The organism is Nocardia sp. CDC160, from assembly GCF_035818795.1.
In the GTDB taxonomy this organism is placed as follows: domain Bacteria; phylum Actinomycetota; class Actinomycetes; order Mycobacteriales; family Mycobacteriaceae; genus Nocardia.
In genome coordinates this window covers 643,340-663,011 of record NZ_JAYKYT010000005.1, presented here as the reverse complement: position 1 = coordinate 663,011, position 19,672 = coordinate 643,340, and the positions used below count along the sequence as shown (strand labels likewise).

Annotated in this window: 24 protein-coding genes; 10 read left to right on the top strand and 14 right to left on the bottom strand. The window is 68.4% G+C overall.

Going from position 1 to position 19,672, the window contains the following annotated elements:
* Positions 1-93: 93 nt before the first annotated feature.
* From VMT40_RS30875 to VMT40_RS30855, 5 genes are all read left to right on the top strand, one after another.
* The gene (locus VMT40_RS30875; protein ID WP_326362631.1) at positions 94-858 is read left to right on the top strand and encodes an ATP-binding cassette domain-containing protein; all 765 of its coding nucleotides are present in this window, start codon (positions 94-96) and stop codon (positions 856-858) included.
* Complete coding sequence (locus VMT40_RS30870) at positions 855-2,171, top strand: ABC transporter permease (RefSeq protein WP_326362629.1); 1,317 nt, start codon at positions 855-857, stop codon at positions 2,169-2,171. The genes VMT40_RS30875 and VMT40_RS30870 overlap by 4 nt, the downstream gene beginning before the upstream one ends.
* Before the next feature lie 32 nt (positions 2,172-2,203).
* On the top strand, positions 2,204-3,178 hold the full coding sequence (locus VMT40_RS30865; RefSeq protein ID WP_326362628.1) for an ABC transporter substrate-binding protein: 975 nt from the start codon (positions 2,204-2,206) through the stop codon (positions 3,176-3,178).
* Positions 3,179-3,224: 46 nt separating this feature from the next.
* Positions 3,225-3,608: a hypothetical protein gene (locus tag VMT40_RS30860; RefSeq protein WP_326362627.1), complete on the top strand. Its 384-nt coding sequence runs from the start codon at positions 3,225-3,227 to the stop codon at positions 3,606-3,608.
* A 207-nt stretch (positions 3,609-3,815) separates the two neighbouring features.
* Complete coding sequence (locus VMT40_RS30855) at positions 3,816-5,009, top strand: lipase family protein (RefSeq protein ID WP_326362626.1); 1,194 nt, start codon at positions 3,816-3,818, stop codon at positions 5,007-5,009.
* 24 nt (positions 5,010-5,033) lie between these two features.
* On the opposite strand, the gene VMT40_RS30850 is transcribed toward VMT40_RS30855, so the two are convergent.
* A complete protein-coding gene (locus VMT40_RS30850; protein WP_326362625.1) occupies positions 5,034-5,354 on the bottom strand; it encodes an ArsR/SmtB family transcription factor in 321 nt (106 codons plus the stop codon).
* A 59-nt stretch (positions 5,355-5,413) separates the two neighbouring features.
* Here VMT40_RS30850 and VMT40_RS30845 point away from each other — a divergent pair, with 59 nt between their 5' ends.
* Positions 5,414-5,755, top strand: coding sequence for a putative quinol monooxygenase (locus VMT40_RS30845; RefSeq protein WP_326362624.1), 342 nt, complete (start codon positions 5,414-5,416; stop codon positions 5,753-5,755).
* Positions 5,756-5,760: 5 nt separating this feature from the next.
* On the opposite strand, the gene VMT40_RS30840 is transcribed toward VMT40_RS30845, so the two are convergent.
* Positions 5,761-6,390 (bottom strand): glyoxalase, encoded by a 630-nt coding sequence (locus tag VMT40_RS30840; RefSeq protein WP_326362622.1) that lies wholly within the window; start codon positions 6,388-6,390, stop codon positions 5,761-5,763.
* A gap of 148 nt (positions 6,391-6,538) precedes the next feature.
* On the opposite strand from VMT40_RS30840, the gene VMT40_RS30835 reads away from it, so the two are divergent.
* Together VMT40_RS30835 and VMT40_RS30830 are read left to right on the top strand one after the other, a co-directional pair.
* On the top strand, positions 6,539-6,922 hold the full coding sequence (locus tag VMT40_RS30835) for a phage holin family protein (protein ID WP_326362620.1): 384 nt from the start codon (positions 6,539-6,541) through the stop codon (positions 6,920-6,922).
* Positions 6,919-8,823, top strand: a complete 1,905-nt coding sequence (locus VMT40_RS30830) for a potassium transporter Kup (RefSeq protein WP_326362619.1) — start codon at positions 6,919-6,921, stop codon at positions 8,821-8,823. Before VMT40_RS30835 ends, VMT40_RS30830 begins: the two co-directional genes overlap by 4 nt.
* Before the next feature lie 13 nt (positions 8,824-8,836).
* Here VMT40_RS30830 and VMT40_RS30825 read toward each other — a convergent pair whose 3' ends face one another.
* From VMT40_RS30825 to gvpJ (VMT40_RS30790), 8 genes are read right to left on the bottom strand one after another with little or no spacing between them, the layout of a single operon-like run.
* Positions 8,837-9,118, bottom strand: coding sequence for a gas vesicle protein K (locus VMT40_RS30825; protein WP_326362618.1), 282 nt, complete (start codon positions 9,116-9,118; stop codon positions 8,837-8,839).
* Positions 9,115-9,303, bottom strand: coding sequence for a gas vesicle protein (locus tag VMT40_RS30820; protein WP_326362617.1), 189 nt, complete (start codon positions 9,301-9,303; stop codon positions 9,115-9,117). The genes VMT40_RS30825 and VMT40_RS30820 overlap by 4 nt, the downstream gene beginning before the upstream one ends.
* Entirely contained in the window at positions 9,300-10,088 is a 789-nt protein-coding gene (locus VMT40_RS30815) for a GvpL/GvpF family gas vesicle protein (protein WP_326362615.1), read from the bottom strand. Before VMT40_RS30815 ends, VMT40_RS30820 begins: the two co-directional genes overlap by 4 nt.
* Positions 10,081-10,482 carry a gas vesicle protein GvpJ gene (gene gvpJ / locus VMT40_RS30810; protein ID WP_326362614.1) on the bottom strand — a complete coding sequence of 134 codons (402 nt, stop codon included), beginning with the start codon at positions 10,480-10,482 and terminating at the stop codon, positions 10,081-10,083. The genes VMT40_RS30815 and gvpJ (VMT40_RS30810) overlap by 8 nt, the downstream gene beginning before the upstream one ends.
* Positions 10,479-10,832 carry a gas vesicle protein GvpO gene (gene gvpO, locus VMT40_RS30805; RefSeq protein ID WP_326362612.1) on the bottom strand — a complete coding sequence of 118 codons (354 nt, stop codon included), beginning with the start codon at positions 10,830-10,832 and terminating at the stop codon, positions 10,479-10,481. The genes gvpJ (VMT40_RS30810) and gvpO overlap by 4 nt, the downstream gene beginning before the upstream one ends.
* On the bottom strand, positions 10,822-11,061 hold the full coding sequence (locus VMT40_RS30800; RefSeq protein WP_326362611.1) for a gas vesicle protein GvpG: 240 nt from the start codon (positions 11,059-11,061) through the stop codon (positions 10,822-10,824). Before VMT40_RS30800 ends, gvpO begins: the two co-directional genes overlap by 11 nt.
* Positions 11,058-11,849, bottom strand: a complete 792-nt coding sequence (locus tag VMT40_RS30795; RefSeq protein WP_326362609.1) for a GvpL/GvpF family gas vesicle protein — start codon at positions 11,847-11,849, stop codon at positions 11,058-11,060. The genes VMT40_RS30800 and VMT40_RS30795 overlap by 4 nt, the downstream gene beginning before the upstream one ends.
* Positions 11,846-12,334, bottom strand: coding sequence for a gas vesicle protein GvpJ (gene gvpJ, locus VMT40_RS30790; RefSeq protein ID WP_326362608.1), 489 nt, complete (start codon positions 12,332-12,334; stop codon positions 11,846-11,848). The genes VMT40_RS30795 and gvpJ (VMT40_RS30790) overlap by 4 nt, the downstream gene beginning before the upstream one ends.
* A 167-nt stretch (positions 12,335-12,501) precedes the next feature.
* On the opposite strand from gvpJ (VMT40_RS30790), the gene VMT40_RS30785 reads away from it, so the two are divergent.
* Positions 12,502-12,675 (top strand): CsbD family protein, encoded by a 174-nt coding sequence (locus VMT40_RS30785; protein WP_326362606.1) that lies wholly within the window; start codon positions 12,502-12,504, stop codon positions 12,673-12,675.
* Between the two features lie 138 nt (positions 12,676-12,813).
* Positions 12,814-17,520 carry a cation-translocating P-type ATPase gene (locus VMT40_RS30780; protein WP_326362604.1) on the top strand — a complete coding sequence of 1,569 codons (4,707 nt, stop codon included), beginning with the start codon at positions 12,814-12,816 and terminating at the stop codon, positions 17,518-17,520.
* Here the strand turns inward: VMT40_RS30780 and VMT40_RS30775 are convergent.
* From VMT40_RS30775 to VMT40_RS30760, 4 genes are read right to left on the bottom strand one after another with little or no spacing between them, the layout of a single operon-like run.
* Positions 17,450-18,220, bottom strand: a complete 771-nt coding sequence (locus VMT40_RS30775) for a metallophosphoesterase family protein (RefSeq protein WP_326362602.1) — start codon at positions 18,218-18,220, stop codon at positions 17,450-17,452. The two genes, VMT40_RS30780 and VMT40_RS30775, sit on opposite strands and share 71 nt — an antisense overlap.
* Before the next feature lie 16 nt (positions 18,221-18,236).
* Positions 18,237-18,491, bottom strand: a complete 255-nt coding sequence (locus tag VMT40_RS30770) for a BON domain-containing protein (RefSeq protein WP_326362601.1) — start codon at positions 18,489-18,491, stop codon at positions 18,237-18,239.
* The gene (locus VMT40_RS30765; RefSeq protein WP_326362600.1) at positions 18,488-19,048 is read right to left on the bottom strand and encodes a hypothetical protein; all 561 of its coding nucleotides are present in this window, start codon (positions 19,046-19,048) and stop codon (positions 18,488-18,490) included. The genes VMT40_RS30770 and VMT40_RS30765 overlap by 4 nt, the downstream gene beginning before the upstream one ends.
* A 6-nt stretch (positions 19,049-19,054) precedes the next feature.
* Complete coding sequence (locus VMT40_RS30760; protein WP_326362599.1) at positions 19,055-19,666, bottom strand: flavodoxin family protein; 612 nt, start codon at positions 19,664-19,666, stop codon at positions 19,055-19,057.
* Between the last annotated feature and the right edge of the window lie 6 nt (positions 19,667-19,672).

Here is a 19,672-nt window from a genome sequence, read left to right as displayed (position 1 = left end):
TTCCCATATCGCCCACGACACCGGGAGATCGAACGTAGGCTCGTTGAGCGGACCGGACGTCCGTCTATCTCGATGTCGCCGGGGTGATCGCCGATGCCTGCCGTGGTTTTGGAAGCCGAGGGGCTTCAGAAGCGCTACGGCGGCGTGGAGGCGTTGCGCGGGGCCAGCTTTCAGGTCGGGCCCGGCGAGGTGGTGGCGCTCATCGGCGATAATGGCGCGGGGAAATCCACGCTGGTCAAATGCCTTTCGGGGGCCGAGCAGCCCGATGGCGGGCGAATCCTGTTGGACGGTAAGCCGGTTCGCATGGCCTCACCGGTCGCGGCGCGACGGCTCGGGGTGGAGACGGTCTATCAGGATCTGGCGGTCGCGCCCGATCTCGATCCCGCCGCGAATCTCTTTCTCGGGCGCGAGGTGTTCCGCAAGGGATTGCCCGGTGCCCTGGGCATGCTCGACCGCAAGTCCATGAGAACCCAAGCCGCCGAGCATTTTCGACGACTCGGGGTCGTGCTCCCACGCGATGACGTGCCGATCGGCTCCCTCTCGGGCGGCCAGCGCCAAGCGGTGGCGGTCGCGCGCGCGGTCATGTGGGCGAGCAAGGTCGTCTTCATGGACGAGCCGACCGCGGCCCTCGGCGTGGTGCAGCGCGAGCGCGTGCTGGATGTCATTCGCCGCGTGCGGGATCAGGGCATCGCGGTGGTGTTGATCAGCCACAACATGCCGGAGGTGCTGGCGGTCGCCGACCGCATCGAGGTGCTGCGGCTGGGACGGCGGGTGGCCCGCTTCACCGCCGCCGACGCGACCCTGGAACAGCTGGTGGGCGCGATGACGGGGGCGCTGACCACGGAGGACGACTCATGAAGGGGCAGAAGGCGAACGGGCGCGACGCGGACGCGCCGAACGTGGACAAGCAGAGCGCAGACCCGAAGAACCTGGACGGGCACAGCGTGGACGGCCCCGACGCGGGCGCGGAGAGTGCAAGCCCGCGGAACGTAGGCGGGCAGGGCGTGGACGGCGGCGACGCGGGCACGGAGAGCACAAACCCGCAGAGTGTGGACGCGCGGAACGTGGAGGGGCAGAACGTGGGTGGTCGCGAGGCGGGTGCGGAGGGCGCGGACCCGCAGAGCGCAGACGGGCAGAGCGTGGAGGGGCAGTCCGCGAGGGTGGGTGGGGTGGCGGTGGGGCGGGTCTTTCGGCGGGTGGCGGGGACTGGGACGTTTTGGATCGGTGTGGTGTTGGTGGTGCTGTATCTGGCCTTCAGCATTGCGCGGCCGGATGCGTTTCCGACTCGGTTCACCTTTCAGACCCTGCTGATCGAAACCGCGGTGCTGCTGGTGCTCTCGATCGGCATGACCTTCGTGATCGTCACCGCCGGAATCGATTTGTCGGTTGGCATGGTGCTCATCTTCTCCGGTGTGCTCGCCTCCAAGACCATGGAATGGCTGAGCCCGGGGGAGGACGCCACGCATGCCGGGTGGGGGCTGATACTGCTCGGCCTGCTGGTATCGCTTGCGGGCGGCGCGGTCTGGGGTCTGGTGAACGGATTCCTGGTGGCCAAGGCCAAGATTCCGCCGCTGATCGTCACCCTCGGCTCGTTCGGCGCGGCCCTGGGGTCCGCGCAGCTGATCACCGGCGGCGTCGATACCCGCACGGTGCCCGAAAAGCTGCGCAACTCACTCGGTTTCGGCACCGTCCTCGGCGGCATACCCGACCTGGTGCTGGTCGCGGCGGTCGTCACCCTTTTCGGTGCCTGGCTGCTGCACACCACCCGCTTCGGCCGCTACACCTACGCGATCGGCTCGAATGCCGAGGCCGCCCGCCGCGCCGGTATCGGCGTCACCCGTCACCTGGTGCTGGTCTACCTCATGGCCGGAATGCTCTCGGGCCTGGCCGGTTTCATGAATCTCGCCTACTTCGGCACCACCACCATCGCCGGGCACGGCACCGACAATCTCGACGCCATCGCGGGCGTGGTGATCGGCGGGACCAGCCTGTTCGGCGGGGTCGGGTCGGTGCTGGGCACCGTGATCGGGGTGTTCATCCCGTCGGTATTGCGCAAGGGCTTCGTCATCGTGGGGGTGCCGGTGTTCTGGCAGCCCATCGCGGTGAGCGTCGTGCTCGTGGCGGCCGTGTGGTTCGACCAGATCCGCAGGCGGTCCCGAGACCGGAAATAACAGAACACAGTTCGAAGGCGAGGGCGAAGATGATGAGGAGCGGACGGGCGGCCGTACTGGCCGCCGTGACGGTGGCGGTGGCCGGGCTATTGGCGGGATGCGGTGGCTCGGTGAGTAATTCGGGCGGCACCGACGCCAAGAAACTGGTGCTCATCCCCGGTGTCGCGAACGAGCCGTTCTACATCTCGATGCAGTGCGGCGCCCAGGACGAGGCCAAGAAGCTCGGCTACACCCTCGACACCCAGGCCCCGTCGCAGTTCGACGCCTCGCTGCAGACCCCGATCGTGACCGGCGTGATCGCGAACAAGCCCGGCGCGATCCTCATCGCACCCACCCACGCCCAGGCCATGGCCAGCCCGATCAAGCAGGCCAAGGACGCGGGGATCAAGGTCATCGAGGTGGACACCGCCCTGCAGGACACCTCGATCGCGCTGTCCTCCATTGCCTCCGACAATGTCAAGGGCGGTCAGTTGGCGGCCCAGACCCTGGCGAAACTGGTGGGGGACAAGGGATCCGTGCTGGTGATCAACACCAAGGCCGGTACCTCCACCACCGATCAGCGCGCCCAGGGCTTCGAGGACGAGCTGAAGCAAAGCCACCCGGGCATGACTTCCCTTGGCGTGCAGTACAACAACAACGAGGCGGCGCAGGCCGCGTCCATCGTGACCGCCACCCTGGCCGCCCACCCCGACCTGGCGGGCATCTTCGCCACCAACCTCAGCTCCGCCGAGGGCGCGGCGACCGGCCTGCGCAATGCGGGCAAGCTCGGTCAGGTCAAGGTCGTCGGCTTCGACGCCAGCCCCAAGCAGGTACAGGACCTCAAGGACGGCACCGTGCAGGCGCTCATTGCCCAAAACCCCGGCGACATCGGCAAACAGGGTGTCGACCAGGCGGCGGCCGCGCTGGAGGGCAAGCCCGTCACCCGCAATATTCAGACCAACATGATTGCCATCACCCAGGACAACATGTCGACCAACGACCAGTACTTCTACAAGTCGAAGTGCTGACGATCTCCCGAGAAACACCCCTTCCCACGAGATTCAGGAGTTACCCATGTTTCGCAAAGTAGCCGCCACGGCCGTCATCGCCGCCGCCCTCACCGGCGCGGGAACCGGCTTGGCTTCCGCCGCAGCCACTCCCGATCCGGCACCGGCACCCGTGGTCGCCCCCGCCGCCCCGGTCGTCGCGGTCGTCCCGGTCGCCGCGGGCCAAACCCAAGCTCTCGCAGGCGAACAGGTCGGCTCGGTGCTCGGCGGTGTCGCCGGTGGCGCGGTCGGCGTCCTCATCGGCGGTGCCATCGGCTGCACGGTCGCCGCACCGGTCTGCCCGCTCTCGGTCGTCATCGGCGCGGGCCTCGGCGGCGCGGCCGGTGTCGCCATCGGCGCGTCGGTCGGCGCGGGCATCGGCAGCGCGATCGGCGCCCAGATCCCGGGCTGACCCACACGAGCGATCAAAATCAGGGAGCTCTCACCGCGGGAATTCATCCGATTCCCCGCGTCGAAAGCTCCCTGATCTTGTTGTGCCCGCGGCTCGATGACAGTTTGTGCCTGATTTGTCCGGTTATCTGGACGGGTGGATTGGGTTCGCTGTAGCGTCACCACGCGATTCGCGAGTGATTTGCTGGGGTCGGGCCGAGTGTGAGGAATGACGTTGTTCAAGGTGTCCGTCAGGGCGGTGGTGCTGGCGTTGAGTGTGGTGACGGCGGGGCTGGTGTGTGCCCCGGTGTCGGCTCAACCCCTTTATCCGACACAGGATTCCGATCCCTTCTACAGTCCGCCCGCCGACCTCGGGAGCCTGGCTCCGGGAGATGTGGTGCGGACCCGGCGGATCGATACCGGGCTGTACGTGGGCACCGAGGGCTGGCAGGTCGCGTTCCGCAGCACGAATTCCGCGGGACAGCCGATTCTCGGGATGACGACGGTGCTGCTCCCGGCGGGGGTGTCCAATCCGCCGCTGGTGTCCTATCAGGCGCTGATCAATTCGCTGGGCGCGCAATGCAATCCGTCGCGGTCGCTGTTCAATGGCGAGCTGCAGGACGGCGTGGGCGCGATGCTGCCCATCGGGCGGGGCTGGGCGATCTCGCTGCCCGACTACCTGGGCCCGAATGTCGCGTACGGGGCCGCGAAGCTGAGCGGGATGGTGACCCTCGACAGCGTGAAGGCCGTCCGAAAGGCCACCGAGCTGGGCTTGACGAAATCGCCTGTGGCACTGGCCGGTTACTCCGGCGGCGGCATGGCGACCGCGTGGGCGGCGGCATTGCAACCGAAGTACGCCCCGGATCTGAAGTTGGACGCGGTCGTGGCGGGCGGGATTCCGGCGGACCTGGAACAGATGGCTCTGGCATTGGGTTTCGATCCGCACCCGGGTTTCGGGCTGGCCTTCGCCGCGGCCATGGGCCTGGAACGGGAGTATCCGGATCGCCTGCCGATCTCGGACCAGCTCAATGAAAACGGCCTCTGGTTCCGCGAATTCACCCACGACGCCTGCCGTCGCTTCCTGCTCTTCCACGGTGCGTTCCGCAGCGCCGACCAGATGGCCGCCTCCAAGAGCCTGATGGACAGCCCCGAGGCCCGCGCCGTCCTGCACGAGAACAGCCTGCGCGACTTCGACGGCATCCCGACGGTGCCGACGTACTTCTGGCAGGGCCGCTACGACACCCTCACGGCCTTCGCGCCGGTCGCCGAGGTCGCCGACCGGTATTGCAAATCGGGTGTGCCCCTGGTCTTCCGGCCGTACGACATCGCGGAGCACATGACCGCCGCCGTCGCCGGATTTGCCGACGCGTGGAGCTATGTGGAATCTCGGTTCCGTGGAGATCCGGCACGGTCGAATTGCTGATCGAGTGCCAACGCTGATCGCCGCTCAGTTGCTTCGGCGCTCGTTCTCCGCGGTGAGCAATTCGATCAGGCCCGGAAAGCGCTGCGCCAGGTCGACGCGCCTTAGCTGCGCCATATTGCTGTTGCCGCGATTGACCTGACGGATCAGCCCGGCCTGGCGGAGCACGCGAAAGTGGTGTGTCCGCGTGGCTTTCGACACCGGTAGGCCGAAGGAGCTGCAGAGTCGTTCGGCCCCTTCGGCATCGGCCAGCAGGGCCAGCACCACCTCCAGGCGGTGCTGGTCGGCCAGGGCCGCCAGTACAGGCCCGAGCTCCAGTTGATCCACGTCCGGCTCGTCGTCGGCCACGTCCACACCTCCTAGGTACGACTTGCATCGTACCTCAGCGGTCGCTACCGTCCCGAGGTATGACAGATTTCGTACCTACCGATCGGACGCCCTTCGCCCTCATGGGCCTGGCCCACCCCAAACCCGAACGCGCCGAAGAACTGAAGGACCTGCTGCTGTCGTTCGTCGCTCCCACCCGGGACGAGCCCGGCGCCCTCGAATACCACTTCCACGAGGACGCCGACGACCCGTCGACCTTCGTGTTCTACGAGGTCTGGCGTTCCAAGGCCGACCTGGACCGCCATCTCGAACTTCCGCACATGCGGGAGTTCTGGGAACACCGCATGGACTACCTGGAGCGGGACCTCGAGATTCGCTTCCTGTCGATGCACAGCCCGTACCCGCGACCCATCGCCGGGTAGGGCGGTCAGGCCGTGGCCTCCCAGACGAAGCCGTCCGGGTCGACGAAAGTGCCGGTGGTGCCGCCCAACACAATGCGGTGCGAGCCCGAGCCCTCCGGAGAGATACCGGCCTCCTTGGCGGCGGCCTTGCGCGGGTACATGGCCAGGACGACGGGCGAGCCGGGCATGGCGAACTCGGCGTACTTGCCGCCGAAGCTCTTCGCCACGGTCAGGCCGCGCTCGGCGTAGAACCGCTTGCTGGCCTTAACATCCTCGACGCCGAGCAGCAGCACGACACTGTCGACCTCGCGGGTGAACGGTCCGACGTCCTTCTTCTTGGAGGTGCTGATCTTCCAGATCGTGCCCTCGGGGGCCGCGATGATCGCGCCGTAGCCCCACAGGCTCTTCTTCGCGGGGTCCAGGATCGTGAAACCCGCCGCGACCGCGGTCTCGACGAGGCTGTCGACGGTGCTGGGCTGGGATACGACCAGGGAGAGCAGGAATCCGCGGAATCCGGTGCTGGGACCCTGCGCCGGACGGAAGCTCAATCGATCGCCGAGTCCGAAGGCGGCGGCGTAGGTGGCGGCCGCGGCCTCGACGTCGGGGACCTCGAGGGAGACGGTGAGCGTGGTGTTGGTGGCAGTGGTGATTTCCATGCCCATAACGCTAGGGACGCGGCGACCTCGGAACATCCGTGTCGACCACGGATCTCACCACGGAGAACCACGGACGAGCACCCAACGGTTTCCACCTAGCGCAGCGGGTATGTCGATGGCATCAAGCTGTCGACAGGGAAGTACGAGCATGGTGGAAATACCAGGTACGCAGGGATCGGGCGGGTCACCGTTACCCGGACTCGGGGTCGAGCAGGTGGCCGGGGTGGTGCGGGAACAGGTGCGCCTCGCGCTGAGCGAGGCCATCGGTCGGCTGCCGCGGTTCGGGCGCGCGGCGAAGCTGAAGGTGACCGCGGGCATCGTCGGCCTCTACGGCGGCGGCGCGCTGGTCACGACCGTGATCCTGCTGCTGGCGCTGGCAATGCCCGCGTGGGTGGCGGCGCTCATCGTGGGTGTCGTCCTGGTGATCGTCGCGGCGGTGGTCCGGGCGATGGCCGATTCGCGCCAGCATCCGGATTCGTCGCCGACACCCGCGAAGTTCGTGTCGGGTGGGCCTGATGCGCCGAGACCGTGACCGAGAGCCGCGATAGGGCGCGGCCGGGGCTGGTGATCGGTGCCCTCGGAGTCGTCTTCGGGGACATCGGCACCAGCCCGATCTATACCCTGCGGGCGGTCTTCGATCCCGCGGATCCCCATCCGGTGCCGGTTCATCGCGAGAGCGTGTTCGGCGTGGTGTCGCTGGTGTTCTGGTCGGTGTTGATCATCGTGACGGTCACCTACGTGCTGGTGGCCATGCGCGCCGACAACGACGGCGAGGGCGGGATCATGGCCCTCATCACGCAGGTGCGGCGCTGGGCGGTGCCGGGTCGGCGGAGGTTGGCCTTGACCCTGGCGGGGCTCGGAATCTTCGGTGCGGCATTGTTTGTCGGTGACAGCATGATCACCCCGGCGATTTCGGTGCTGTCCGCGGTCGAGGGGTTGCAGATCGTCGCGCCGCCGCTGTCGAGGCTGGTGGTCCCGCTCACCGCGGTGATCATCGTGGCGCTGTTCCTGTTCCAGCGGCGCGGGACCGCGACGGTCGGGCACCTGTTCGGGCCGATCATGATCGCGTGGTTCCTGACCATCGGCACCTGCGGGGTGGCCGGGATCGCCCGCAATCCCGGGATTCTGCGGGCCCTGTCGCCGACGTACGCGCTAGGCTTTCTCGCCGGACATCTCGGGGTGGCGTTCTTCGCGTTGGCGGCGATCGTGCTGGCGGTGACGGGCGCGGAGGCGCTGTACGCGGATCTCGGACACTTCGGCCGCCGATCCATTACGCGCGCTTGGCTTTTCCTCGTCTTCCCGGCGTGCGTGCTGAGTTATTTCGGGCAGGGCGCGCTGCTGACCGCCCACCCGGAGCACGTGTCGAGCCCGTTCTTCCTGCTGGTGCCGAGCTGGGGGCGGCTGCCGATCGTGGTCTTGGCCACGGTCGCGACGGTGATCGCCTCGCAGGCCGTCATCACCGGCGCGTATTCGGTGGCGGAGCAGGCGGCGCGGATCGATTATCTGCCGCGGCTGCGCATCGTCCACACCTCGGAAGAGACGGCCGGGCAGATCTACGTGCCGTGGATCAACTGGCTGTTGATGGTCTCGGTGCTCACCCTCGTCCTCGCCTTCCGCTCCTCGACCGCGCTGGCCTTCGCCTTCGGCATGGCGGTCACCTGCACCATCAGCATCACCACGCTGCTGCTGGCGTATCTGGCGCACGCGAAGTGGCGAAAACCGCTGTGGCTCATCGCCTGTGCGGCGGTGCCGCTGCTCATTGTCGACCTGTCGTTCGTGGCCGCCAATCTCACCAAGCTGGCCCGCGGCGCGTGGCTGCCGCTGCTGGTCGGGATCATCGCGTTCACGATCATGACCACCTGGCAGCGCGGGCGCAAGGTGGTGCACGCCGAGCGGGTACGCCGGGAAGGCTCACTGCGTGAGTTCATCGACGAACTGCGAGAGAGCGATTCGACGCCGACCATCGTGGACGGCACCGCCATCTTCCTCAATCGCAGCAAGGAGACCGTGCCACTGGCGCTACGGTCCAATGTCGAGAACAATCACGTCCGGCATCGGCACATCGTGATCCTGTCGGTGGAAACCGAATCGGTGCCGCGGATTCCGGAATCCGACCGGGTCCGCATCGATCATCTGGGATACGGCGACGATGGGATCATTCACGTCGCCGTCCGGGTCGGATACCTGGACCGGCCCGATGTGCCCGCGGCGCTCGCCCTGCTCGATCCCGAGGAGACCGAGGGCAAGCTCGACCTGGATCGTGCCACTTACTTTTTGTCCGAGGTGGAGTTGCGTCCGGGGCCGGAGAATGCCCTGTCGCGGTGGCGCAGAAACCTTTTCATCGCGACCACCTACCTCTCGGCCGATGCCACCGACCATTTCCGGCTGCCTCGCGACCGCACGGTGATCATGGGCTCGCGCATCGAGATTTAGAGATCGCGGGGATCTAGAGATCGCGGGGGAGCAGGGTGCCGAGCGGGCCGAGATCGATGTTGAGGTCCTCCGGTGCCAGATCGAAATGTTCGCGCAGCTCGTCCATGGCCTCGGACAGGCGCATGAGGGTCGTTCCCACCTTGTCGATCTGGTCGTCGGTCAGCCCGCCCGCCTCCATGCGCCGCACGGCCTGCCGCTCCATGAGCTGACGCAGCAGCTCGACAATGGTCAGCACCAGGGTGGCCAGACCGCGTTCCACCCCTTCGGGATCCAGTTCGATGCGCGAGTCGGTCACTGTTCGATGAGGGCCGCGGCCGAGGCGATGAGGGTGCGCAGGGAGATGCGCACCAGTTCGACATCGGCGATGGACAGGGTGATATCGCCCGAGATGACCACGCCACCGGCCAGCACTCGATCGAGCAGGTCGATGAGCGCGACATCGCGGTTGTCGCGTAGATCGGGCTCGTGGACGGCGGTCACAATTCACCCGCCGCGCCGACGAAGGTGTACGGCGGCCACGGGCCGGAGCGCTCGATCACCAGCAGCTCGTGGTCGTCGAATTCTTTGGCCGCCGAAAGGAAATCGGCCACCTTGGACATGTCGACCAGATAGGCGGCGTTGAGCACCAGGTGGGCGCGTCGCCCGGTGAGGGTGGAGTCCGTGGACGGACGGCAGCGGGCCGCGACCGCGTGTCGGCACAGGGTGCGGAACATGGTCGACGCCGCGAGTTCGGCGTCCGCGAGGTCGGTTCGGTTGCGCTGCAGGGCATCTCGGCGCTGCCGCAGATAGTCGGCACCGGAGGTGGGGCGTGGCCGGTCATTGTTGTCGCCGGGCGAGCGCAGATAGGCGCGCACGCCCCACTCCGCGCGCCCTTCGACCAGTGCCAGGGCCGTGCGGAATTCCTTGTGGCGCTCGATCAGCAGTTGCCGGACGCTGCCCTCGTCACGGCACAGCACCGCGAGCCGGATGGGAATGACCGGACGGTCCTGCGCCGCGGCCCCGATGACCGCGTGGTGGGCGCGCGCGGCGTCGGCCAGCCAGTCGAAATCATTGAGATTGAGTTCGAGGGTCGCGGAATTGAACTCGCGCAATGGAACCGAGCCGACCACCGCGGCCAGCCCGCCCGCGTAGACGCAAGCCACCGGCTCCTTGTGCACGCCGGTGACCTCGGGTGCGGGCGCGGTGCCGTCGCGAATGGCATACAGCCACAGGGCGGTCCCGGTATCCACCGGGGTCTCGATATGCGCCGCGGTGTCGCTAGTCATGGTCTGCCTCCGGTTGCTTCGCATCTGGCTCCGGTTGCTTCGCCTCGAGTTCGGCCAGGCGGCGGCGCAATCGCTCGTTCTCCGAACGGAGTTCGGCATCGGCGCCCCCGTCGAGGCTCCGCTGTCCGTCCTTGCCCCCGACCGTGCGGTCGCCGCGCAGCCACGGATCCTGTTCCCACCAATCGATTCCCACCTCGCGCGCGGTCTCGAGCGACGCGATGACCAGCCGCAGTTTGATGGTGAGTAGCTCGATATCGAGCAGGTTCACCCTGATATCGCCCGCGATGACCAGGCCCTTGTCGAGCACCCTTTCGAGGATGTCGCCGAGATTGGCGGGTTCGGATCCGCTGCGCGCGGCCGGGCGCGCGGAGAACCGCTCCGACGGCAGCGTCATCGTCGATCATCCCCGATCGAGCAGCGCTGGCCGCGTCGAATCCGGCTGTAGGACAGCAGATCCCCCGTTTCCGACAGGTCCAGGCGGTAGAGTGCCAGGACGTCGGCGGAGGAGGGGATGTGGGTCTCCTCGAGCACCTCGACCTCGACGGTCCAGCCGTGCTCGGCGGGCCGCGAGGCGGTCGCGCCGAGCACGGACTGTCCGGTCAATTGGGCGATGAGGCGCACGCCCACGGTGGCGGCGTCGGCGGCCGAGAGTCTGCCGTCCTCGGTGGACGTGTCCGAGCTCTTCGAACCCGAACTGCTCTTCGAACCCGAACTCCTTGCCCGAGAACGTTGTTCATCCGCCATGCGACTCGCCTCCGCGATGTAGCGCCCGATCGAGCACCTGCTGTTCCCGCCGCTGATACTCCTCGGGGTCGATGCGGCCCTGTGCCCGCAGGCGTTGCAGATCGTCGAGCTCCCGCCGCAGCGACGGCATGCTGTACAGCTGCCGGTCCGCCTCGTCGGCGATCACCCGGGCCAGGGCCACAACGCCTTTGAGCGGTAGCAGCGGGAGGGACAGCAGGGTGCCGATCATTGGTTGTCCGTCGCTTCCACCGACATGAAGTCCCAGGCCGCGAGCGGTCCGACGACGCGCAGCACCACCCGGTTGTTCCACTGCTGGCTCAGCTGATCGGCGATATGCACCAGCTCTTTCTCCTTGTCCAGGGGGATCAGCACCGCGATGGCGGCGACCTCCTGTTCGTGGGTGGGCGGGCGCAGCACCAGCTCATTGGTCAACTCGCTCAGGGCGTTCACCATGACGGTGGTGTCCGTCTCGCGCTTCTGCTCGAGATCGGCATTGATGGTCTCGCCCAGCGCCAGGCTCACATCGCGGCCTGCTTCCGGCGGTGCGCTGCGCAGGGTTTCGCTCAAGGCGGCGGCCTGCTGGTCCTCCTGCAGGATCTCGCGCAGCACGGTCTCCTCGACGTACTGCCCGATCACCAGGTATTCGGCCAGACCCTTCAGATCCTCGAGGGCGGCACCGAACTTCTTCTCATTGGGTTCCAGCAGCCCGGATTCCACGGCCGCCTCGTCCTCGAGCGCCGCGCCGAAACGGATGGGAATGATCGCGGTCTCGCTGACCATCTCGTCCACCACCCGCGAGAAGCCCTGCAGATCCTCGGCCCGGTCCAGCGGCTCGTCCAGCGGCACCTCGCTCACCAGCGCGGCGATCCGGCCGTGCGGGATGGTGCGCACCGGTGCCGGGGCGCGCCCGACGCCGTGGCCCTTGGGCTTGGCATCCGCGGGCACGATGCCGTACAGCAGCAGCGCGGTATTCGAACTCGCCTGTGTGCGTGCGGTTTCCGACTGTGACTCGGTCATGACTGGCTCCTGCGGCGTGACGTGGACCGCGACTTCGGCTTCTCTTCTTCGGCCTCGGGCTCCTGCTCGCCCTGGCCCTGCCCGAGCGCGCCGAGAATCTGCTGCCCGGCCTGCTCGAGAATCTGCTGGGTGTCCTTGCCGCCCTCGGACAGCTGCTTGGTGACCGATTCGATGGCATCCTTGGCCGCCGAGGACTTGCCGCCGGAGGCGACATCCTTCACGACATCGGGCAATCCGGGCTTCTGGTCCTGCGCCGAGATGTCGAGGCGGTTGACGGCCTCGGCGAAACGCAGGTAGGTGTCGACGCTGGCCACGACCACGCGCGCGTCGATGGTCAGGATTTCGATGCCGACCAGCGACACACGCACGTACGCGTCGATCACGAGGCCCTTGTCGAGAATCGTGTCGAGCACCTCGGCCAGGCTGCTGGCATTGGGTCTGCCGACTCCGCCACCGCCGCCGCGGGGCTGTAGTGCGGTTGTCATAGGAAACTCTCTCCTTGTTCTTGCTCCTATCGCTCGCCTACCCGCTCGTTTCGCGAACATGCGCCAAACCCGGGTTTTGTCAGCCTGTTTCGGTGCCCGACACCCGGGTAGGCGATGACGGGGTCGAGGCGACGGCCCCTCGAGCCGCTCGATCGGAAGGAAACGACATGAGCGCAACCGACAAGGCCAAGAACAAGGCCGACGAACTCGCCGGTAAGGCGCAGGAGAAGCTCGGCAAGCTGACCGGCGACGAGGACCGGGAGCAGTCCGGCAAGGCCCGTCAGACCAAGAATCAGGTCAAGGACGCGGGCGAGAAGGTCAAGGACGCTTTCCGGGATTGATCCCGTGATCGCGTGCCCGGGCGCCGAAGGGTGCCCGGGCACCGCTCTGTTCGGGGGCGGATCGCCGCGTCGAGGCGGTTTGCCGCCGCACATCGCGGGTAGCTGCGAAACATGATCCCCTCCCTGATCAACAATGGTATGGCGCTCGCGAAAGCGACTCTGGCACTGCCGATTCGTGTGCTGGAGACCGGTGTTTCACTGGCGGGTACGGGAATCGAGACCGCCGGTGCGGGATTGGAGGCCGTCGCGCCCGAGGCGGTGCGGCGGCTGCGCGACGATCTCGTCACGCTGGCGGATCTACGGACCGAGCGCACGCAGCGGCGGGTCGCGGTCGGGACCGATCGCGCCGCGGTGGAGGTGCGCGGGCTGACCTCACCGGAGGCCGGGCGGGTGCTGGCCGCCCTGGAGGAGCGGCTGGAGCAGACCGACGCGGTGCAATGGTGGCGGGTCAATGCCGTGACCGGGCGCGTGGTGGCGGGACTGTCCGATATCGAGGCCGAGCTGCCGGATCTACTGGACGCGGTGGAGGCGGTGGAGGACGACGCCGAGGTCACCGAGCAGACATGGGACCGGTCGGTCGAACATCCGGCGGATCGGGAACCGGTGCTGGCGGCCGGAATTCAGCTGGCCGCCGATATCGCGGCCATCGGACTGGCGGCCACCGGCGCGCTGCTGCCCTTCGACGGCCCCGCGCGCTTGCTGCGCGGTGTCGCGCTGTTGGCCGACAATCAGCCGCGGCTGCGCGAACAGCTCGAGGCGCGGCTCGGCCGGGTGCGCACCGATGTGGTGCTGACCCTGGCCACCGCAATCGGGAGCGCGGCCGCGGAGAGCGTGGCCAAGCTGGCGGTCGATGCCGCGCAACGCGGATTCCTGTTCGTGGAGGCCAGCAGTTCCTACACCCGCTGGGGTGAGTGGGAGGCCGAGCTCGCCGGGCAGACGCAGTCCCCGGTCCGCGAACCGCTGCCGCGGCGCGAGCGGCCCGTCGACATTCCGGCGGGGCCCGTGGAACGCGTCGCCGACGAGACCGCGACCGGAAGTCTGCTCGGCACACTGGCTTTCGCGGGCGGCACCCGATTCTCCGACGCCATCGACGCCCTGGAACTGGGCGCGCCCAAGGCGGCGCGCGCCAGCCGCGAGGCCTTCGCCGCGACCGTCTCGACCGCGCTCTCGCGCGCCGGGGTACTCACCCTGCACCCGGGCGTGTGGCGGCGCCTGGACCGGCTCAGCGCCGTCGTGATCGACGGCGAGGCGCTGCTCACCGATCGACGCGTGGTGCTCGAAGCCGAACCCGAGGCGGAGGTATCGGCGGCGGAGCTGTGGATGATCGCGCAACGCGCGCTGAGAAGCACCGAGCGGCAATCGGATTCGGGTAGCGAGTCACGGCATGCGGATGCTGTCGGCAATGGGGCGCGTGGGGACTCGGCCGACGACGCGAGGCAGCCGCGCGCGGGTCGGCAGGCGGGGCCGGATGGCCCGGATCAGGAGCCGGGGCAGGCGGATTCGGATCAGGAAGCGCGGCGGGAGGGCTCCGAGCAGCAAGTGACGCAGGCGGGTTCGGGGGAGGAACCGCCTCGGCTGGTGCATCCGGGGAGTGGTACTCCGGATCGGGGGATGACGCGCAGGCCGGTGTGGCGGGAGGTGCGGCGCGGGGAGCGGGTGCTCGGGCGGGTGTTGATCGGGCGGGAGATGGATCGGCGGGCGCAGGCGTTGTTGGAGTCGGCGCGGGCCGCCGGGGTTCGGGTCATTTTGTCCGCGCATCAGGATTTGCGGGAATTGCGGTCGCTGGCCGATGAATTCGTGCCGGGGGAGGTCTCGACCAGCAAGCTGGTCGATGATCTGCAACGGGACGGGCAGGTGGTCGCGGTGCTCGGGGCGCGGTCGTTCAAGGCGTTGGATTGGGCCGATGTGTCGATCGGGCTGGCGCGCGGGGAGAACGGGGAACTGCGGGTGCCGTGGAGCGCGGACGCGGTGTGCCGGGATCTGGCTCAGGTGCAACGGATTCTGGCGGTCGTCCCGGCGGCACGGCAGGTCAGTGAGCGGGCCCGGGTATTGGCGCTGTCGGCGACGGCGTTGGGCGGGTTGATGTTGGCGGTGACGCCGCGCGGGGGACCGTCCGCGCCGCTGCTCGCGGCGAATGTCGCCGGACTGCTGAACGGTGCGGTCACCGGGTGGCGGGTGGCGCGGGGTGCCCCGGTCGGTCCGGTCGCACCGCTGCTGCCCTGGCATGCCCTCGGCGGTGACGAGGTATTGGACCGGTTGCCCGCTCCGCCCGCGATCGAGGAGCGATCCGAGGAGGAGAGCCCCTCTCACACAGGGCTTTTGAAGCCGTTCGCGTCCGTCGCGGACTTCGCCGGGCATATGCGTCGCGAACTCTCCGATCCCCTGACGCCGCTACTCGGTGTCGGTGCGCTGGCCACCGCGATTCTCGGGTCGCCCTCGGACGCCGTGCTGCTGTCCTCGGTGCTCACCGTGAACGCCATGGTCTCCGCGCGGCAACGGCAGCGGGCCGAACGCGCGCTGCACAGCCTGATGGAACGCGAGCAGACGATCGGACGGTTGATCGCACGCGAGGACCGCGACCGGCTCGACCCGGACGAAACCGTGGTACCGGCAAGCCTGCTGGAGGTCGGCGATCTCATCGCGCTGCACGCGGGCGATGTGATTCCCGCCGACGGCCGCCTGCTGCGCGCCAATGAACTCGAGGTCGACGAATCCGGGCTGACCGGCGAATCGGTGACGGTCGACAAGCAGACCGCCGCCACACCCGGTGCGGTACTGGGGGATCGGGCCTGCATGGTCTTCGAGGGCTCGACCGTGGTCAACGGTGACGGGCTGGCCGTCGTGGTGGCCACCGGCGCGGACACCCAGGCCGGACGGGCCACCGCCGGGGCGCGGCCACCCGAGAAGACTGGTGTGCAAGCGCAATTGCGCGAGCTGACCGATCGCGCGCTGCCGCTCACCCTCGCCGGGGGCTCAGTGGTCACCCTGCTCGGCGGGCTGCGCGGCCGCGTGCTGCGCCAGGCCATTGCCGACGGCGTCGCGGTCGCGGTGGCGGCGGTGCCCGAGGGGCTGCCGCTGGTGGCCACGGTGGCGCAGCTGGCGGCCGCGCGACGGCTCTCCCGCTACGGAGTTCTGGTGCGCGCCAGCCGAACCGTGGAGGCGCTGGGCCGCGTGGACACCGTGTGCTTCGACAAGACCGGCACCCTGACCCATGGCAAACTGCGGCTCGCCGCGCTCGCCGACATGGAGCGGCAGTTCGAGGCGGACGCCGATTCCGCGGACGCGCGCCGGTTGCTGCGCGCGGCGGCCCGGGCCTGTCCGGATCCGCACGACGGGCCGGTGCATCACGCGACCGATCGCGCGGTGCTCGATGCCGCGCACGAGATTCTCGGCACGGACTCCCATCCCTGGGATCCCATCGAGGAGGTGCCCTTCGAATCGAATCGCGGCTACGCGGCCGCCCTGGGCAAGACCCGTCATCGGGTGCGGTTGTTCGCCAAGGGCGCGCCCGAGATCGTACTTCCGCACTGCACGGGATTCCGCACCTCCGACGGGAAGACGAGCCCACTCGACGAGCAGGAGCGGGAGCGGGCCAAGCGGGCCGTGCTCGCGCTCGCCGAACAGGGGCTGCGGGTGCTGGTCGTGGCGCGTCGCGAATTCTCCACGGCACCCGAGGATGTCGAGACGGCCTTCGGGGATCTGACCCTGCTCGGGCTGCTCGGGCTCGCCGACACCCCGCGCCCGCACAGCGTCGCGCTGGTCAATGCCCTGCAGGACAACGATATTCGCGTCTGCATGATCACCGGGGATCATCCGGTCACCGCCGCCGCCGTGGCGCGTCAGCTGGGTATTCCCGCCGACGGTGTCACCACCGGCGCCGACCTCGATCGCCTCGATGAATCCGGTCAGACCGAACTCATCGAACGCAGTGCGGTGTTCGCGCGCGTGAACCCGGAACACAAGGTCCGCATCGTGTCCGCGCTGCGCCGTCGCGGGCACACCGTCGCCATGACCGGTGACGGCTCCAACGACGCCGCGGCCATTCGCACCGCCGATGTCGGAATCGGCATGGCCGCACAGGGTTCCGTCGCCGCCCGCAATGCCGCCGACCTCGTGCTCACCCGCACCGAGCCATTGGCATTGCTGGACGCACTGGTCGAGGGTCGGGGCATGTGGCGGCGGGTCACCGACGCCGTCGGGGTGCTCGTCGGCGGCAATGCGGGGGAGGTCGGATTCACCCTCTACGGCACCGCGGTGGGCGGGCAGGCACCCATCGGCACCCGGCAATTCCTACTGGTGAACATGCTCACGGACATGTTCCCGGCCTTGGCATTGGCGTTGTCGCGCAGCGGTTCCGGCCCGGCCGACGACCCGGACGTCGACGAGGAGACCCGGGCGCGGCATCGGGCCCAGGAGCTCGCCGAGATCCCGCGCGCCAATCTCGGCGCCGATCTTCCGCGCGCGCTGGCGGTGCGCGGAATTGCCACGGGCACAGCCGCTTCCGTGGCCTGGACCATCGGCCGCTATACCGGCACCCAACGCCGTGCCGCCACCATCGGCCTGGTCGCGCTCATTTCGACCCAGCTCGGTCAAACCTTGCTGGCGGCGCGCACCAGCCCGCTGATCTGGCTCACCACCGTGGCCAGCGGCACCGTGCTCGGCGCGGTGGTCATGACACCGGGGTTGTGCACCTACTTCGGTTGCAGGCCATTGGGACCCGTGGGATGGACGATCGCCTTGGGTTCGGCTGCCACCGCCAGTGCACTGACCCTGGTCAGGATTCCGTCGACCCGCGACGACCGGCCCGACCCGCGGTCAGCGGAGGCTGAACTCGCCGCGGATTGATGCGGTAGAGGGCGTAGGCGGCGCGAATCACCGGCTGGGCGACATTGCGGACGCGAATGCCGCCCGGTGTCGCGCCGTGCTCGGTGCCCGCGTGCGCGTGACCGTGGACGGCCAGATCGGCGTCGGCGCTGTCGATCGCCTCGGCCAGCAGATAGGAGCCCAGGAACGGGTAGATCTCGCGGGGCTCGCCGCGCAGGGTGTCGGGCGTGGGGGAGTAGTGGGTGAGGGCCACCTTGATATCGGTGTGCAGGCTGTCCAGACCGGCGCGCAGCGACTCCGCCAGCGTCATGGTGCGGCCGATGAAGTCGCGCATCATGCGTTCGCCGAAGGCGCTGCCGGAATGTCCGGCGAAACCGCCGCCGAAGCCGATGGTGCCCGCGATGCCCAGGGACACGCCCTTGACGGTGAGGGTGGTGGTCGTCCCCTCCAGGACGAGAATGCCGCTGTCGCACAGGGTTCGGGCCACGGCCTCGGGTGCGTCGCCGTGATGGTCGTGATTGCCGAGGACGGCCACCACCGGGAGGCCCAGATCGCCGAATTCGTCGGCGACGACACGCGCCTCCTCGACGGTGCCGCACCGGGTGAGGTCCCCGGCCAGCAACAGCACATCGGCGCGGCCGGGCAACTGTGCCAGGGCCGGGCGGAACAGGCCGCGGGAGTCGCTCCCGAGATGGACGTCCCCGACCGCGGCGATCCTCATTCGCCCAATGCCTCCCTCATTCGCCCAATGCCTCGACAATGTGCGGCGGTGTCGGCGGCGACACTTGGATCTCGTTGTGCACGGCGAAACCCGGCAGCGTCTCGCGCACCACCTCTTCGATGTGGTCGCGGCCCTCGTCACTGGTCACCCGCCCGGCCAGCGACACCACCAGGCCCTCGACCGTCACCTCGATACCGAGTTCGGCGGTGCGGGCGTCCTCGTGCAGGACGCGGCGCAGTCGGGCGACGAGGTATTCGGCGCTGTTGTTCATCGGGTGGGCTCCTCGATCACGCGCAGATCGGCCAGCAGGCCGAGAAAGGCTCGGGCATAAGGGGAATGACTGGTCTGCTCGCGGACCTGCGCCCAGTCGACCTGCTCGCGCAGATCCCGGGCGATGCGCAGCAGCGGACTCAGGTCGAGCCGGTGCGCGTCGAAGACGAGCAGTTTGTCGACGATCAGATCGGTGCCGCTGACCACCGGCGCGACCGTGGGGCCGATGCGCATGACCTCGGCGCGATCCAGCAGTTCGTCGGTGACCTCGCGGTAGTTGGGGCGAAAGATCAGATCGACCAGGGTGTCGCCCGCGTAGGCCTTGGTGAGCCAGTCCTCCGGCGGCTCGGAGAGCCGTAATCCGGCGCGCACCAGGGCCGTTCGCGCGCGACCGATGTCCTCGGGCTTGATGAACAGGTCGACGTCGTGGTCGGAGATGGGTCCGCCCCGGGCGTAGACCGCGCAGCCGCCCGCCACCGCGAAGCGAATGTCGGTGTCCGACAAGGTGTTCACCGCACGCGTGAGCGCGTGCAGCAGTTCGTCGATGGTGGCGGCCATGCGCGTCTACTCGGTGCCCGGATAGTTCTGCCCGGTCAGCAGCCGGGCCAGGTGCGCGGTATTGCGGGCCAGGGTGTCGATGGTCCGCGCCACCGATTCCGGTTGTTCGGGCAGATCGAGATAGTCGGTGGAGCCCATGGCCTGGTCGTTCCAGTAGGCGCAGCCCTGGGCGGGGATGGTGAAACCGATATCGTTGAGGCCCTGGAAGAGATCGGCCACGATCTTGTGCGCGCCGTCCTCGTTGCCGACCACGGCCGCGATGGCGACCTTGCCCGTCATGACCGGGCGGCCCGCGTTATCGGTATGCGCCAGTTCGGCATCCAGGCGTTCGAGGGCCCGCTGGGCGATGGAGGACATGTGGCCCAGCCAGGTGGGGGTGGCGACGAGCAGGATCTCCGAGGCGAGAATCTCGTCCCGGATGATCGGCCACTGGTCGCCGTCGCCCTCGTCGACGCTCACGCCCGGTCGGATGTCGTGGTCGACCAGCCGAATGCTTTCGCCGCCAACGCCATTGGCCGACAGCCGAGCCAGGATCTGGCTCGCGATGAGGTCGCTGCTGGACTCCTCGGGCGAGGGCTGCAAGGTGCACACGAGGGCGACGGCATTGAGCTCGGCCATGATCGA

Excerpts from the sequence above, each read along its gene's own strand:
- VMT40_RS30845 (WP_326362624.1), top strand. The coding sequence starts at position 5,414 with ATGACAGATTTCGTACCTACCGATCGGACGCCCTTCGCCCTCATGGGC.
- VMT40_RS30860 (WP_326362627.1), top strand. The coding sequence starts at position 3,225 with ATGTTTCGCAAAGTAGCCGCCACGGCCGTCATCGCCGCCGCCCTCACC.
- VMT40_RS30795 (WP_326362609.1), bottom strand. The coding sequence starts at position 11,849 with ATGACCGAGTCACAGTCGGAAACCGCACGCACACAGGCGAGTTCGAAT.
- VMT40_RS30765 (WP_326362600.1), bottom strand. The coding sequence starts at position 19,048 with ATGGCCGCCACCATCGACGAACTGCTGCACGCGCTCACGCGTGCGGTG.
- VMT40_RS30815 (WP_326362615.1), bottom strand. The coding sequence starts at position 10,088 with ATGACTAGCGACACCGCGGCGCATATCGAGACCCCGGTGGATACCGGG.
- VMT40_RS30785 (WP_326362606.1), top strand. The coding sequence starts at position 12,502 with ATGAGCGCAACCGACAAGGCCAAGAACAAGGCCGACGAACTCGCCGGT.
- VMT40_RS30775 (WP_326362602.1), bottom strand. The coding sequence starts at position 18,220 with ATGAGGATCGCCGCGGTCGGGGACGTCCATCTCGGGAGCGACTCCCGC.
- VMT40_RS30770 (WP_326362601.1), bottom strand. The coding sequence starts at position 18,491 with ATGAACAACAGCGCCGAATACCTCGTCGCCCGACTGCGCCGCGTCCTG.
- VMT40_RS30870 (WP_326362629.1), top strand. The coding sequence starts at position 855 with ATGAAGGGGCAGAAGGCGAACGGGCGCGACGCGGACGCGCCGAACGTG.
- VMT40_RS30875 (WP_326362631.1), top strand. The coding sequence starts at position 94 with ATGCCTGCCGTGGTTTTGGAAGCCGAGGGGCTTCAGAAGCGCTACGGC.
- gvpJ (WP_326362608.1), bottom strand. The coding sequence starts at position 12,334 with ATGACAACCGCACTACAGCCCCGCGGCGGCGGTGGCGGAGTCGGCAGA.
- VMT40_RS30760 (WP_326362599.1), bottom strand. The coding sequence starts at position 19,666 with ATGGCCGAGCTCAATGCCGTCGCCCTCGTGTGCACCTTGCAGCCCTCG.
- VMT40_RS30780 (WP_326362604.1), top strand. The coding sequence starts at position 12,814 with ATGGCGCTCGCGAAAGCGACTCTGGCACTGCCGATTCGTGTGCTGGAG.
- VMT40_RS30855 (WP_326362626.1), top strand. The coding sequence starts at position 3,816 with ATGACGTTGTTCAAGGTGTCCGTCAGGGCGGTGGTGCTGGCGTTGAGT.
- VMT40_RS30835 (WP_326362620.1), top strand. The coding sequence starts at position 6,539 with ATGGTGGAAATACCAGGTACGCAGGGATCGGGCGGGTCACCGTTACCC.
- VMT40_RS30865 (WP_326362628.1), top strand. The coding sequence starts at position 2,204 with ATGAGGAGCGGACGGGCGGCCGTACTGGCCGCCGTGACGGTGGCGGTG.
- gvpJ (WP_326362614.1), bottom strand. The coding sequence starts at position 10,482 with ATGACGCTGCCGTCGGAGCGGTTCTCCGCGCGCCCGGCCGCGCGCAGC.
- VMT40_RS30840 (WP_326362622.1), bottom strand. The coding sequence starts at position 6,390 with ATGGAAATCACCACTGCCACCAACACCACGCTCACCGTCTCCCTCGAG.
- VMT40_RS30800 (WP_326362611.1), bottom strand. The coding sequence starts at position 11,061 with ATGATCGGCACCCTGCTGTCCCTCCCGCTGCTACCGCTCAAAGGCGTT.
- gvpO (WP_326362612.1), bottom strand. The coding sequence starts at position 10,832 with ATGGCGGATGAACAACGTTCTCGGGCAAGGAGTTCGGGTTCGAAGAGC.